At 73.0% G+C, this 12,597-nt stretch carries 11 protein-coding genes; 5 read left to right on the top strand and 6 right to left on the bottom strand.

The annotated features are described in order from the left end of the window. Positions 1-27: 27 nt before the first annotated feature. From GRQ65_RS05730 to GRQ65_RS05715, 4 genes are all read left to right on the top strand, one after another. Positions 28-744 carry a pyridoxamine 5'-phosphate oxidase family protein gene (locus GRQ65_RS05730; RefSeq protein ID WP_160876111.1) on the top strand — a complete coding sequence of 239 codons (717 nt, stop codon included), beginning with the start codon at positions 28-30 and terminating at the stop codon, positions 742-744. Positions 745-753: 9 nt separating this feature from the next. Further along, positions 754-2,199 carry a protein adenylyltransferase SelO family protein gene (locus tag GRQ65_RS05725; protein WP_160876109.1) on the top strand — a complete coding sequence of 482 codons (1,446 nt, stop codon included), beginning with the start codon at positions 754-756 and terminating at the stop codon, positions 2,197-2,199. 203 nt (positions 2,200-2,402) lie between these two features. After that, the gene (locus GRQ65_RS05720) at positions 2,403-3,119 is read left to right on the top strand and encodes a response regulator (protein WP_160876107.1); all 717 of its coding nucleotides are present in this window, start codon (positions 2,403-2,405) and stop codon (positions 3,117-3,119) included. Continuing rightward, complete coding sequence (locus GRQ65_RS05715) at positions 3,116-4,597, top strand: HAMP domain-containing sensor histidine kinase (RefSeq protein ID WP_337191510.1); 1,482 nt, start codon at positions 3,116-3,118, stop codon at positions 4,595-4,597. The genes GRQ65_RS05720 and GRQ65_RS05715 overlap by 4 nt, the downstream gene beginning before the upstream one ends. Positions 4,598-4,762: 165 nt before the next feature. On the opposite strand, the gene GRQ65_RS05710 is transcribed toward GRQ65_RS05715, so the two are convergent. The 4 genes from GRQ65_RS05710 to GRQ65_RS05695 all read right to left on the bottom strand — a co-directional run bounded on the left by GRQ65_RS05710 (position 4,763) and on the right by GRQ65_RS05695 (position 8,938). Then, a complete protein-coding gene (locus tag GRQ65_RS05710) occupies positions 4,763-5,398 on the bottom strand; it encodes a hypothetical protein (protein WP_160876105.1) in 636 nt (211 codons plus the stop codon). Positions 5,399-5,555: 157 nt separating this feature from the next. After that, complete coding sequence (gene zwf, locus GRQ65_RS05705) at positions 5,556-7,019, bottom strand: glucose-6-phosphate dehydrogenase (protein WP_439331847.1); 1,464 nt, start codon at positions 7,017-7,019, stop codon at positions 5,556-5,558. Positions 7,020-7,030: 11 nt separating this feature from the next. Continuing rightward, a complete protein-coding gene (locus GRQ65_RS05700; RefSeq protein WP_160876103.1) occupies positions 7,031-8,356 on the bottom strand; it encodes a chorismate-binding protein in 1,326 nt (441 codons plus the stop codon). Between the two features lie 18 nt (positions 8,357-8,374). Beyond that, complete coding sequence (locus GRQ65_RS05695) at positions 8,375-8,938, bottom strand: glutamine amidotransferase-related protein (RefSeq protein WP_160876101.1); 564 nt, start codon at positions 8,936-8,938, stop codon at positions 8,375-8,377. Positions 8,939-8,982: 44 nt separating this feature from the next. On the opposite strand from GRQ65_RS05695, the gene GRQ65_RS05690 reads away from it, so the two are divergent. Then, positions 8,983-9,306, top strand: a complete 324-nt coding sequence (locus GRQ65_RS05690; RefSeq protein ID WP_160876099.1) for a putative quinol monooxygenase — start codon at positions 8,983-8,985, stop codon at positions 9,304-9,306. Positions 9,307-9,413: 107 nt separating this feature from the next. Here the strand turns inward: GRQ65_RS05690 and GRQ65_RS05685 are convergent, their stop codons facing one another. Both GRQ65_RS05685 and GRQ65_RS05680 read right to left on the bottom strand, forming a co-directional pair. Further along, positions 9,414-11,354: a chorismate-binding protein gene (locus GRQ65_RS05685; protein WP_160876097.1), complete on the bottom strand. Its 1,941-nt coding sequence runs from the start codon at positions 11,352-11,354 to the stop codon at positions 9,414-9,416. 48 nt (positions 11,355-11,402) lie between these two features. Further along, complete coding sequence (locus tag GRQ65_RS05680) at positions 11,403-12,557, bottom strand: SGNH/GDSL hydrolase family protein (protein WP_160876095.1); 1,155 nt, start codon at positions 12,555-12,557, stop codon at positions 11,403-11,405. Positions 12,558-12,597 lie beyond the last annotated feature (40 nt).

Below are 12,597 nucleotides of genomic sequence, written 5' to 3'. Positions count from 1 at the left end.
GTGCGCACAGGCCAATCCTGGACCAGGATGCTGACCGTGGACAGCACCCCTCTCTCCCCCACCGCTCGCACGACCGTCGGCCGCGGCCGCGAGCGCGCCCTCGACGACCGCGCCGAGCTGATGGCGTTCCTCGCCGAGGCGCCGGTCGCCCACCTCGGCGTGACGGTCGGCGAGGGTGGCGACGAGCACCCGCTCGTCCTGCCGGTGGCCTTCGCGGTCGACGCCGACGGTCCCGACGCGGGCGGCACCCTCTACGTCCACGGCTCGGTCGCCGCCCGCTGGCTGCGCGGGGCCGAGGGCCGGACCGTCTGCGTCACGGTCACCGAGCTCGACGGGCTGGTGCTCGCGCGCAGCGGCTTCCACCACTCGGTCAACTACCGCTCGGCCGTCGTGATCGGGCAGGCGCGCATCGTCACCGACGAGGCCGAGCGCGTCCGCGCCTTCGACCTCACCGTCGACCACCTCGTGCCCGGCCGCGCGGCGACCCTGCGCCCCGCAACCCGCAAGGAGCTGGCGGCGACCGGCCTGCTCGCCGTACCGCTGGTCGAGGCCTCCATGAAGCGCCGCACCGGCGACCCCGTCGACGACGAGGCCGACCTCGACAGCGGCGTCTGGGCCGGCGTGCTGCCGCTGCGCCGGGTCGCCGGCGCACCGGTCAGCGCCGCCGACTCCCACGACGACGTGCCGGCCGACGTGCTCGCCGTCGCGGCCGGTCCGGCCGGTGCCCAGACGGGGGCTTCCTAGTCTGGAGAGGTGACGACCACGCTGGCGATCGACCTCGGCCACCGCTTCGCCGACGAGCTCCCCGAGCTCGCCGTGACGTGGCAGGCCGCCGAGACTCCGGAGCCGCGGCTGCTCGCCCTCGACGAGGACCTCGCCGTCGAGCTCGGTCTCGACCCCGACGAGCTCCGCAGCCCCGCCGGGCTGGGCCTGCTGACCGGCACCCACCCGCCGGCGTCGGCGACCCCTGTCGCCCAGGCGTACGCCGGCCACCAGTTCGGCGGCTACAGCCCGCGGCTCGGCGACGGCCGCGCGCTGCTGCTCGGCGAGCTGAGCACCCCCGCCGGGCTGCGCGACCTCCACCTCAAGGGGTCCGGGCGCACGCCGTTCTCACGCGGCGGCGACGGGTTCGCGGCGGTCGGGCCGATGCTGCGCGAGCACGTCGTCAGCACCGCGATGCACGCCCTCGGGGTGCCGACCACGCGCTCGCTGGCCGTGGTCGCGACCGGCCGGGCCGTGCAGCGCGAGAGCGTCCTGCCTGGAGCGGTGCTCGCGCGGGTCGCGAGCAGCCACCTGCGGGTCGGGACGTTCCAGTTCGCCCGCGCCCTCGACGACCCCGCCCTGCTGCGGCGGCTCCTCGACCACGCGATCGAGCGCCACCACCCCCACGCGGCCGACGCCGCCAACCCGGCGCTCGCGCTCTTCGAGGCGGTGCGCGACGCGCAGGCGGAGCTCGTCGCCCGGTGGATGCTGCTCGGCTTCGTCCACGGGGTCATGAACACCGACAACGTCACGATCTCCGGCGAGACCATCGACTACGGCCCCTGCGCCTTCCTCGACGCGTTCGACCCCACGACCGTCTTCAGCTCGATCGACCACGGCGGGCGCTACGCCTACCGCAACCAACCCGGGATCGCCGCCTGGGACCTCGCCCGGCTCGCCGAGTCGCTGCTGCCGCTCATCGACGACGAGCAGGAGCGCGCGGTCGAGCTCGCCACCGAGTCGCTGCAGGGCTTCGGGCCGGCGTACGAGGCGGCGTGGGCGCGCGGGCTGCGGGCCAAGCTCGGGCACGGTGCCGACGCCCCCGCCGAGGCCGACCAGGTGGCCGGCGACCTGATCGCGCTGGCGAGCGGCAACCGGGTCGACCTCACAGGCTTCTTCCGCGCCCTCGGCGCTGCGGCCCGTGGCGACGCCGAACCAGCCCGCTCGCAGGTGCTCGACCTCGCGGCGTACGACGCGTGGGCGCAGCGCTGGCTCGCGCTCGGCCCCGACGCCGCGCTGATGGACCGCACCAACCCCGTCTACGTCCCCCGCAACCACCTCGTCGAGGAGGCGCTCGACGCCGCCACCGCGGGCGACCTCGACCCGGTCGACCGGCTCGTCGAGGTGCTGCGAGCGCCGTACGACGAGCGGCCGGGGCTCGAGCGCTACTCCCAGCCGGGCACCGACACGGGCTTCGTCACCTACTGCGGCACCTGAGGCAGCTGCTGCGGCTCTCAGCGGTGACTCAGCCCGGAAACTCGGCCACCGGTGGTTGAGGAAGGACGAAGTCCTGTCTCGAAACCACTGCGCCCGGCCGGTGGTTTCGAGACGGCGCTGGCGCGCCTCCTCAACCAGCGGTGGTCCCGTCCCGGGTGGCCGACTCTCAGCGGTGACTCAGCCCGGACTGGCAGCATGGACCCGTGAACGCCGTCGCACCGCAGAAGCACCGCGTCCTGGTCGTCGACGACGACAAGGCGGTGCGCGAGTCCCTGCGCCGTTCGCTGGAGTTCAACGGCTACGACGTCTCGACCGCCTCCGACGGCGCCGAGGCGCTGGCCGGGCTCGGCGCGGCCGGTGCCGGCCACCACCCCGACGTGGTGGTGATGGACGTGATGATGCCGCGCCTCGACGGCATCGAGACGACCAAGGCGCTGCGCGCGGCCGGCAACGACGTGCCGATCCTCGTGCTGACGGCGCGCGACGCGGTCGGCGACCGGGTCGAGGGCCTCGACGCCGGCGCCGACGACTACCTCACCAAGCCGTTCGCGCTGCAGGAGCTGCTGGCCCGGGTCCGCGCGCTGCTGCGCCGCGCCACCGTGGTGCCGGAGCAGGACGAGGAGGTGCTGTCCTTCTCGGACCTGTCGATGGACATCGCCACGCGCGAGGTGCGCCGCGGCGAGCGGCTGATCGAGTTGACCCGCACAGAGTTCACCCTGCTCGAGATGTTCCTGCGCCGCCCCCGCCGCGTGCTGGAGCGCAGCTTCATCCTCGAGGAGGTCTGGGGCTACGACTTCCCGACGACCGCCAACTCCCTCGAGGTCTACGTCGGCTACCTGCGCCGCAAGACCGAGGCCGAGGCCGAGTCGCGGCTGATCCACACCGTCCGCGGCGTGGGCTACGTGCTGAAGGAAGCGTGAGCGCCGCTGCGCAGACCGGCCTCCTGCCCGAGCGCTGGCACTACCGTCGTTCGCTCGCGAGCCGCGTCACCCTGCTCACCACGATGGCCGTCGGCCTGGCGGTCACGATGGTCGCGCTCGGGGCCTACGCCACGGTGCGGCTGCAGCTGCAGTCGTCACTGGACGCGTCGCTCACTGAGCGGGCGCAAAGCGTTTCTTCCCAGCTCGACAGCCTCGTCAATCAGTTGGGACAGCTCGATCCCGACCAGGAGGTCCCTCTGATCCTGCTGGGCGCGACGGACGTGCGGGTCGGCTTCGTCTACTCCAACGGCGTCGTCAGCTTCAAGGGATGGTCGGACCGCGTTCGATTGGACGACCGCGAATTCGCCGTCGCCCAAGGAACCTCTGACCTGAGTGTCCGAACCATCCGCGCGGCCGACGGCGGCGGCGACTACCGGGTGGTGACGGTGCCGACACGCCAACCCGGCGTCGCGATCGCGCTCGCCCAGTCCCTCGAGCCTCAGCAGCGGGTGCTCGGCAAGCTCGGGCTGGTCACCCTGCTCTTCGGCATCGCGGGCATCGTCATCGCCGGGGTCGCCGGCTGGGGTGTGGCCCGCAACGGCCTGCGACCCGTACGCCGCCTCACCGGCGCCGCCGAGGACATCGCCCGCACCGAGCGGCTCGCACCGATCCCGGTCGAGGGCGCCGACGAGATCGCGCGCCTCGCCTCGGCGTTCAACCAGATGCTGGCCTCGCTCGCGGCCTCCCGCGACCGGCAGCGGCGCCTGGTCGCCGACGCGGGCCACGAGCTGCGCACGCCGCTCACCTCGATGCGCACCAACATCGAGCTGCTCTCGCAGTCCGACTCGACCCACCACGCGCTGCCGCCCGAAGCCCGCGCCGAGCTGCTCGAGGACGTGCAGGCCCAGCTCGAGGAGCTGACCACGCTGGTCGGCGACCTCGTCGAGCTCGCCCGCGACGAGCCGGTGACCCGGGCCTTCGAGTCGGTCGAGCTGAGCGAGGTGCTCGACCAGGCCGTGGCACGCGTACGTCGCCGGGCCCCGTCCGTGACCTTCGAGGTCGACGCCGACACGTGGTACGTCGACGGCGAGGGGCCGGCGCTCGAGCGAGCGCTGACCAACCTGCTCGACAACGCCGCGAAGTGGAGCCCGGCCGGCGGCACCGTCACCGTCAGCCTGGCCCGCGGCGTCGTGACCGTCGACGACCAGGGTCCCGGCATCGCCGAGGCCGACCTGCCGCACGTCTTCGAGCGGTTCTACCGCTCCGACGAGTCGCGGTCGATGCCCGGCTCGGGGCTCGGGCTCTCGATCGTCGCCCAGGCGGCGCAACGCCACGGCGGCTCGGTCGAGGCCGGTCGCGCACCGAGCGGAGGGGCCCGGCTCACCTTCCGCGTGCCCGGCGCTCCGACGCCGAAGCCGTCGGGCCCGCCCGCGGACCCTGCGGCCGGCGACCCGGCCGGCCCCGACGACTCAGCCTGAGCAGGAGCCGCCGCTGGGGTGTGCTGATCGAGTCCCCGTGGGAGCAGGCGTGGGGTCGCGCGGAGCTGGCAAGGCGGAGGAGCCCGCCGTGGCGGCGCCACGGCGGGCGACGACAACGCAGTCCGAGTCCGATGCGACGCCGCGCGGGCGACCGCGTGGACTCGATCAACACGCCCCTTGATCGCACGGTCCCCACCCGGCGACCGCGGGGCTCCACCGCTCCGGGCCGGGGGCGTGGTCGCTGAGCCGTCCCCGCGACACCTCGACCGAGACCCGCCACGACCCGGAGTCGTCGTCGCTCACCGGGGCCGAGCGGCGCAGGCAGTTCCACAGGTCGAGCGCCAGGCCGATCTCGCGCTGACCGCGCTTCACGTAGGAGGACTCGGGCTGGGCGTAGCCGTCGTCGCCAGAGCAGCGGACCTTCGTGCCGGCGTACCCCCAGCCGCCGCCGAGGCGGAACTCCTGCTCGTCGCGCAGGTAGCCCTGCTTGCGGTTCTTCACCTCGCCGAGCCGCAGCGTGTAGTGGCCGTCGGGCGTGCTGTCACCGTCGACGTCGAACCACACGGTCAGCCGGTGGCCGGTGCGGAACCCGCCCGGCACCGCGACGCGGACGTACTGCTCGGACGTCCAGTACCAGCTGCCCTCGAACGAGACCCGCGAGATGTCGACCGCGGGGTCGGAGGTCCGCCCGTCCTTGAAGGAGGCCTTCAGCGGGGGCGGTGCGGCGTACGCCGCCGGGGCGGTCGTGGCCGCGAGGAGCAGGGCGAGCGCGGCGCACAGGGAGCGGAGGAGAGCGGTCACCCCGTCAGGGTGCCGCGGGCCGGCCCGACCGGACACGGCCCGGACGGGCCATTGTCGCGTGGGGGGGGCCGGGTGGTTTCGAGACAGGACTTCGTCCTTCCTCAACCACCGACACCGGTGGTTGAGGAGGCGCGCCAGCGCCGTCTCGAGACCACACTCAGCTGCTGTAGTTGTTGCTCTCGCGCCAGGAGCGCTCGAACGGCAGCCGCCAGGCGTGCGGCGCGATCAGCTGGTGGATGGCGTTGGGGCCCCAGGAGCCGGGGGCGTAGGCGCGGACCGGCGGGGGGTTCTGCAGGAGCGGGATCGACTTCTCCCACAGGGCCTCGATGCCGGCGGCGGTGGTGAAGAGGGTGTGGTCGCCCTTCATCGCGTCGAGGATGAGCCGCTCGTAGGCCTCGAGCACGCCGACCGCGGAGGCGGTCTCGTGGGTGGCGAACTGCATCGAGAGCTTCTCCAGCTGCATGCCCGGTCCGGGGCGCTTGCCGTAGAACGACAGCGACATCCGTGACTGGTCGGCGAGGTCGAAGGTGAGGTGGTCGGGGCCCTGCATGCCGGCGTTCGACCCGGCGGGGAACATCGAGAGCGGGGGCTCCTTGAAGGCGATCGAGATGACGCGCGCGCCCTCCGCGAGCTTCTTGCCGGTGCGCAGGAAGAACGGCACGCCGGCCCAGCGCCAGTTGTCGATCTCGATGCGCAGCGCGATGAAGGTCTCGGTGTCGGAGTACTCCGCGACCTCCTCCTTGCCGCGGTAGCCGTTGTACTGCCCGCGCACCACGTCGTGCGGCTCGATGGTCTTCATCGAGCGGAAGACCTTGAGCTTCTCGTCGCTGATCGGGCCCGGCGCCAGCGAGGTCGGCGGCTCCATCGCCATGAACGCCAGCACCTGGAACAGGTGGGTGACGACCATGTCGCGGAAGGCACCGGTCGTCTCGTAGAACGCCGTGCGGCCCTCCAGACCGAGGGTCTCGGGCACGTCGATCTGCACGTGCTGGATGAAGTTGCGGTTCCAGATCGGCTCGAAGAGACCGTTGGCGAAGCGGAAGGCCAGGATGTTCTGGGCGGCCTCCTTGCCGAGGAAGTGGTCGATGCGGAAGATCTGGTCCTCGTCGAAGACCTCGTGGACCTCGTTGTTGAGCGCGACGGCCGACTCGAGGTCGGTGCCGAACGGCTTCTCCATGATGATCCGCGCCCGGTCGACCAGCCGCGCCTCGGCGAGCTGGCGGATCACGCTCAGCGCTGCCTTCGGCGGGACGCTGAGGTAGTGCAGCAGCTGCACCTCGCCGGGGGCGCCGAGGTCGGCCTCGGCCTTGCGGACCGCCTCGGCGAGCGCGTGCGGGCCCTCCGACTGCGAGACGAAGCTCAGCATCTCGGCGAAGATCTCCCACTTGCCGTCGTCGAGCTGGCCCTTGCCGAACTCCGCGCAGGCCGCGCGTGCCTTGGCGACGAACTCCTCGGTGGTGAGCTGCTCGAGCGAGGTCCCGACGATGCGGGTGTCGGTCAGCAGTCCGGCCTGGGTGAGTCGCAGCAGGCCGGGCAGGAGCTTGCGCTTGGCCAGGTCGCCGGTCGCGCCGAACAGGACGATCACGTGCGGAGCGGTCACGGTGTCGATGGTGGGGGCCACGAGTTACGACACTATGTCGCGGACGGGTCCGACAACAGCGAACCCAGCAACCGTTCGGCCTTCCAGCGCGACTCGGCATGCTCCTCGTCCACGTCGGACTGCACGGTGATGCCGCCGCCGGTGCCGAGGCGGTAGGGCCAGCGGTCCTCGTCCTCGGTCGGTCCGGTGGTGGTGAGCGTGCGGATCACCACGCCGAGGTCGGCGCGGCCGTCGGCGCAGATCCAGCCGAACGCCCCGGCGTACGCCGCCCGCGGGGTCGCCTCCACGTCGGCGATCACCTGCATCGTGCGCAGCTTGGGCGCACCCGTCATCGAGCCGGCCGGGAACAGCTCGCGCAGCGCCCCGACCGTCGAGACGTCGTCGCGCAGCCGCCCCCGCACGGTCGAGACGAGCTGGTGCACGCTCGGGTAGGACTCGACGGCGAGCAGGCTCGGCACCTCGACGGTGCCGAGCTCGCAGACCATCGCCAGGTCGTTGCGCAGCAGGTCGGTGATCATGAGGTTCTCGGCGCGGAACTTCGGCTCCGCGGCGAGCCGGCGGCGCAGCTCGTCGTCCTCGGCCGGCGTCGCGCCGCGCGGGGTCGTGCCCTTGATCGGCTTCGTCTCGATGACCCGCGAGCCGTCCTCGGCCCGGGTGACCAGCGCGTAGCGCTCCGGGCTCGAGCTGAGCAGCCACCCGCGCGCCCCCGGCACGTCGTGCTGCAGGAACCCGGCGTACGGCGCGGGGTTGAGCTCGCGCAGCCGGAGGTACGCCGCGACCGGGTCGAGCGCGCTCTCCGCGTCGAGCCGGTAGGTCAGGTTGACCTCGTAGGTGTTGCCCGCCCGCAGCTGCTCCTGGACTCGCGCGAAGGCGTCGGCGTAGCGGGCGGGCGTTTCCCCGGTCAGCCGGGGAAAGGTGCTCAGGGGGGTCGGAATGTCGCCCCCTGAGTGCACGTTTCCCCGGCCAGCCGGGGAAACGTCCGACCGGTGCTGAAAGAGGCGCGTCCGGCTGGGGCGCATCCAGACGGCGTCGGGGACGTCGGTGGGGCCGGCGGGGTGGGCGGGGAGGTCGGGGCGACAGGCGTAGCCGACGTAGCCGAACCACTGGTCACGGCGCGATCCGGCCGCCATCTCGTCGGCGAGGACCTCGAAGACGTCGGTGCCGACCACCTCGGCCGTGCCGTCGACGTGGCGGGTGACCTCGCCGGTCGCCGCACTGTAGGTCAGCGAGACGTCGTCGGGCTCGAGGACGCCGAGCAGCGACTGGTCGCTCGACCACTCCCGTGCTCCCCCGCCGTCGAGCCACACGCACCGCGCGTGGCCGGCCGCCGCCTCACGGAAGGCGTCCACGACGGTCACGAGCCGCTCACGAGCCGCTCACGACACGAAGCTCGCGATCATCGCCGCACCGTGCTCGGACAGGATCGACTCGGGGTGGAACTGCACGCCCTCCTGCGGCAGCGACCGGTGCCGCACCCCCATCACCACGTCGCCGCCCGCGTCGGAGGCGGTCACCGCGAGCTCCTCGGGCAGCCGCAGCGCGGCGAGCGAGTGGTAGCGCACCGCCGAGAACAGCTGCGGCAGCCCGGCGAAGACCCCGAGCCCGTCGTGGCGGATCCGCTCGACCACGCCGTGGGCCGGGTCGACGCGGTCCACCGTGCCGCCGTACGTCGTGACGAGGCCCTGCATGCCGAGGCAGACACCGAGGACCGGGCGCGAGCCGTCGCGCAGCACGTCGCGGCCGACCGCGAAGTCGGACTCGTCGACCGGCGTACCCGGGCCGGGCGACAGCACGACGTGGGAGTGGCGCAGCACCTCGTCGGCCCCGACCCGGTCGTGCTGCACCACCGTCGGCAGCCGGCCGGTCACCGAGCCGATCAGGTGCACGAGGTTCCAGGTGTAGGAGTCGTGGTGGTCGACCACCACCACGTCCGCGACCACCGGCTCACCTTAGATCGCGAGGCCCGCCTGGCAGGCTGGGAGCCATGATCGTGATCACCGCACGCTTCCGAGTCCTGCCCGAGCACGCCGACGCCTGGCCCAAGATCTCCCGCTCCTTCACCGAGGCCACCCGGGCCGAGCCGGGCAACCTGTGGTTCGACTGGTCGCGCAGCCTCGACGACGCGAACGAGTACGTCCTGCTCGAGGCCTTCCAGGACGACGCGGCCGAGGCCCACGTGACCTCGGACCACTTCAAGCAGGCCCAGGCCGAGCTGCCGCAGTACCTCGCCGAGACGCCGCGGATCATCAACTTCCAGGTCGAGGGGACCGAGTGGTCCGAGCTCGGCGAGATGAAGGTCGAGCGCTGAGTCCACAGGGTTGAGCGGGGCCCGATGGCGCTGGGGGGCAGGTCACCATCGGGCCCCTCCACCATGAGACCAGGCTGGTCGCGCCCTTCCCAGCACCTGGGCCGAAGTCAGCCCGAAATCCCACCCTCGTGGGTGGGATCCGGCAGCAGCAGGCCGCCGACGAGGGTGTGCAGCAGGTCGTAGCCGTGCTGGGTCAGGATCGACTCGGCGTGGAACTGGATGCCGTCGTAGTGCGGCCCGCTGAGCCGGTGCACGTCGCCGGTCTCGGGGTCGGTCTCGACCCGGACCCCGTCGGGCAGGCCCGCCGCGTCGTCGACGCGGGCGACGAAGGTGTTGTAGAAGCCGACCCGCTCGCTGCGCCCGTCGATGGTCACCGGTGACTGGGTGCCCTGGAAGACGATGTCCTTGTAGTGCAGCCCGAGGCCGAGCTGGTGGCACAGCGCCTGGTGGCCGAGGCAGACCGCGAGGAACGGCTGGCGCCGCTCGAGCAGCCGCGCGACCGCCGCCCGCAGCGTCTGCATCTTGAGGTCGTCGTCGTCGCGCGGGTCGCCGGGGCCCGGGCCCACGATGACCAGGTCGGCGTCGTCGAGACAGCCCTCGGTGTGGTCGTCGTACCTCACGACGCTCGTCTGCAGGCCGAGCACGCCGAGGACGTGGCGCAGCATGTTGACGAAGTCGTCCTCGCCGTCCAGGACCACGACCGTGCGGCCGGCCAGCCGCGGGTCCGGCGGGGCGCCCGCCTGGTCGGTCAGCCAGAACGACGAGAGCCGCTGGTTGCGCGCGTGCAGGGTCAGCAGCACGTCCTCGTCGTTGACGAGTTCCGCGACGTCGACGTCGGGCACGGGCGCGGGCGCGACGAGGCCGAACGCCGAGAGGATGCCGCCGGCCTTGGCGTGCGTCTCGGCGACCTCGTAGGCCGGGTCGGAGTCGCGCACCAGCGTGGCCCCGGCGGTCACCGTGAGGCGCCCTTCGAGGTCGACGTCGGCGGTGCGGATGACGATGGGGCTGTCGACCTGCGGGCCGCCCCGCTCGTCGCGGCCGAGCACCGCGAGGGCGGCGCCGTAGTACCCGCGACCGGCGGGCTCGTACTGCTGGATGAGGCGGCAGGCGTTCTCGACCGGTGAGCCGGTCACGGTGGCGGCCCACATCGTGTCGCGCAGCACCTCGCGCGGGTCGCGGTCGGTGCGCCCGGCGAGGAGGTACTCGGTGTGGACGAGCCGGCTCATCGGCTTGAGGAACGGGCCGAGCACCTGCCCGCCCTCGTGGCAGATGTCGCACATCATCTTCAGCTCCTCGTCGACGACCATGTAGAGCTCGTAGAGCTCCTTCTCGTCATGGAGGAAGTCGAGCAGCGCCCCGCGCACGTCGGCGCCGGGCTCGCCCGGGATGCGGAACGTGCCGCTGATGGGGTTCATCCGCACGTCGCCGTCGTGGACGGTCACGTGCCGCTCCGGCGTCGCGCCGATGAGGTAGCGGTCGCCGGTGAAGAACACGTAGGTCCAGTAGGCGCCGCGCTCGCGCTCGAGCAGCCGCTTGAAGACCGCCAGCGCCTTGTCGGCGCCCCAGTCGGCGACGGTGGCGCGGTAGTGGCGGCCCAGCACGAGGTTGGCGCCCTCGCCCTGGCCGATCTCGTCGTGGATGACCGAGGCGACGAGGGCGGCGTACTCGTCGTCGTCGGTCTCGAAGCCGCCCCGGTCGGCGAACTCGACCTCGACGTCGTCGATCGCCGCGACGACCTCCTCGACGGAGAACTCCAGCTCGGTCTCGACGTCGACGACGACGAGCGGGGTGCCGTCGTCGTGGGCCTGGAAGCCGCGCTCGCGCACCTGGCGGAACGGCACCGCGACGAGGCGGTCGGCGAGGTGGCCGGCCTCGGGGACGCCGGTCTCGAGCGGGACGTCGAGCAGCGACTCGACGACGCTGCGCCGGCCACCGACGAGACCCACGGTGGCCTTGGCCCCGACCCGGGTCGAGCGCCGGATGATCGCCCACGCCTCGTGCCCCTGGAGCGCGTCGATCGCGGCCCGGGCGTCACTGGAGGCGTTCACGGCACGAAGCCTAGAGCGGAGCGCCGACGTCGTCGGCGGGCGGTGGCGTCAGCGGCCGAGCTGGGAGCCGCAGGCGTTCCACTGGCGCACGACGTAGCGGGCGTACCACTCCTCGGCGCTCGCGCGCGGGTGGGCGCCGTCGACGAGCCGGCTCTTGTGCTTCGCGGCGTACGACGGCCAGTCGGCGAGGCAGGTCAGCGGACGCTGGTCGGCGGCGGCGGCGATCCAGCCGGCGTAGGTGCGGGTGGCGCGGACCTGAGAGGCGTTGCCGGGGGTGCGCTCGCGGTAGGGCAGCAGGAACATCACCGGCACGTCGGCCGGCAGCGTGGCGAGCGTGGCGTCGAAGTCGGCCTCGGAGTAGCCGCGGCGGTGGTTGGTGCCGAGCTGGACGATCACCGCGTCGGGCTCGCCGTGCTCGGCGCGCATCCAGTCGAGACGGGTGCCGAGCTCGTCGAGGCGACGGCCGGGCTTGGAGTCGAGCACCCAGTCGGGCTCGCGCGGAGCGAGCTCGTCCTGCGCGCGCCAGCTCACCGAGTCGCCGATCAGCACCACACCACCGGGCTCCGCCGGCGGGCCCTGGCGTTCGGTGCAGAGCCCGTCCACCATGACGAAGCCGCCGCGGTAGGCGCAGTTGGCGCGGCCGCGCTCGAGTGCGACCCGGGCCAGCGTGGTGCCCTCCTTGCGCGCGGCGCGCGACCAGACCCGCACCTTGCGCGGGCTGAGGCACTCGTCGTAGGAGCCCTCGGTCTCGGCGTGGTTGAGGTAGGTCGCCCGCCGGTCGGTGCACTGCGGCACGTCGCGCATCCGGGTGCGGGCCCGGTCGGGGTTGGAGGCGCAGGCGTTGATCTGGGCGAGCCAGACCCGCCCGAGCCGCTCGCAGCGCGGCTTCGCGATCGGCTGGGCCCAGATGTCGCCCTTGCGGCCGCGCTGCTCGCACAGCTCGGCGTCGGTGCCGAACTTCCACAGCGTCGAGCCCGGCACGCACCGGTCGCGCGAGCACCCGCGGCCGGGCACGTAGACCCGGCCGGTCAGGCGGCACTCCCCGGGGCCGAGGCGGGTGTCGTACGCCGAGGCGGCGCCGCGGTTCGAGGCCGCGGCCTCCGCCGCGTCCGCGGCGTCCCCGGTGGTCACGGTGGTCGCTCCGGCGACCAGGGCGGTCGTCAGGCAGAGCAGGGCGAGCACGAGCGTGACGACACGACGCACGGAGGTCCTCCCAGGACAGGACGAGCGGGCGGGTGACAAG

The organism is Nocardioides flavescens, from assembly GCF_009823805.1.
In the GTDB taxonomy this organism is placed as follows: domain Bacteria; phylum Actinomycetota; class Actinomycetes; order Propionibacteriales; family Nocardioidaceae; genus Nocardioides; species Nocardioides flavescens.
The sequence above is the reverse complement of the archived record's forward strand: the minus strand, read 5'-3'. Positions and strand labels throughout refer to the sequence as shown.

Coding starts and splice junctions, on each gene's coding strand:
- GRQ65_RS05690 (WP_160876099.1), top strand. CDS start 8,983: ATGATCGTGATCACCGCACGCTTCCGAGTCCTGCCCGAGCACGCCGAC.
- GRQ65_RS05730 (WP_160876111.1), top strand. CDS start 28: ATGCTGACCGTGGACAGCACCCCTCTCTCCCCCACCGCTCGCACGACC.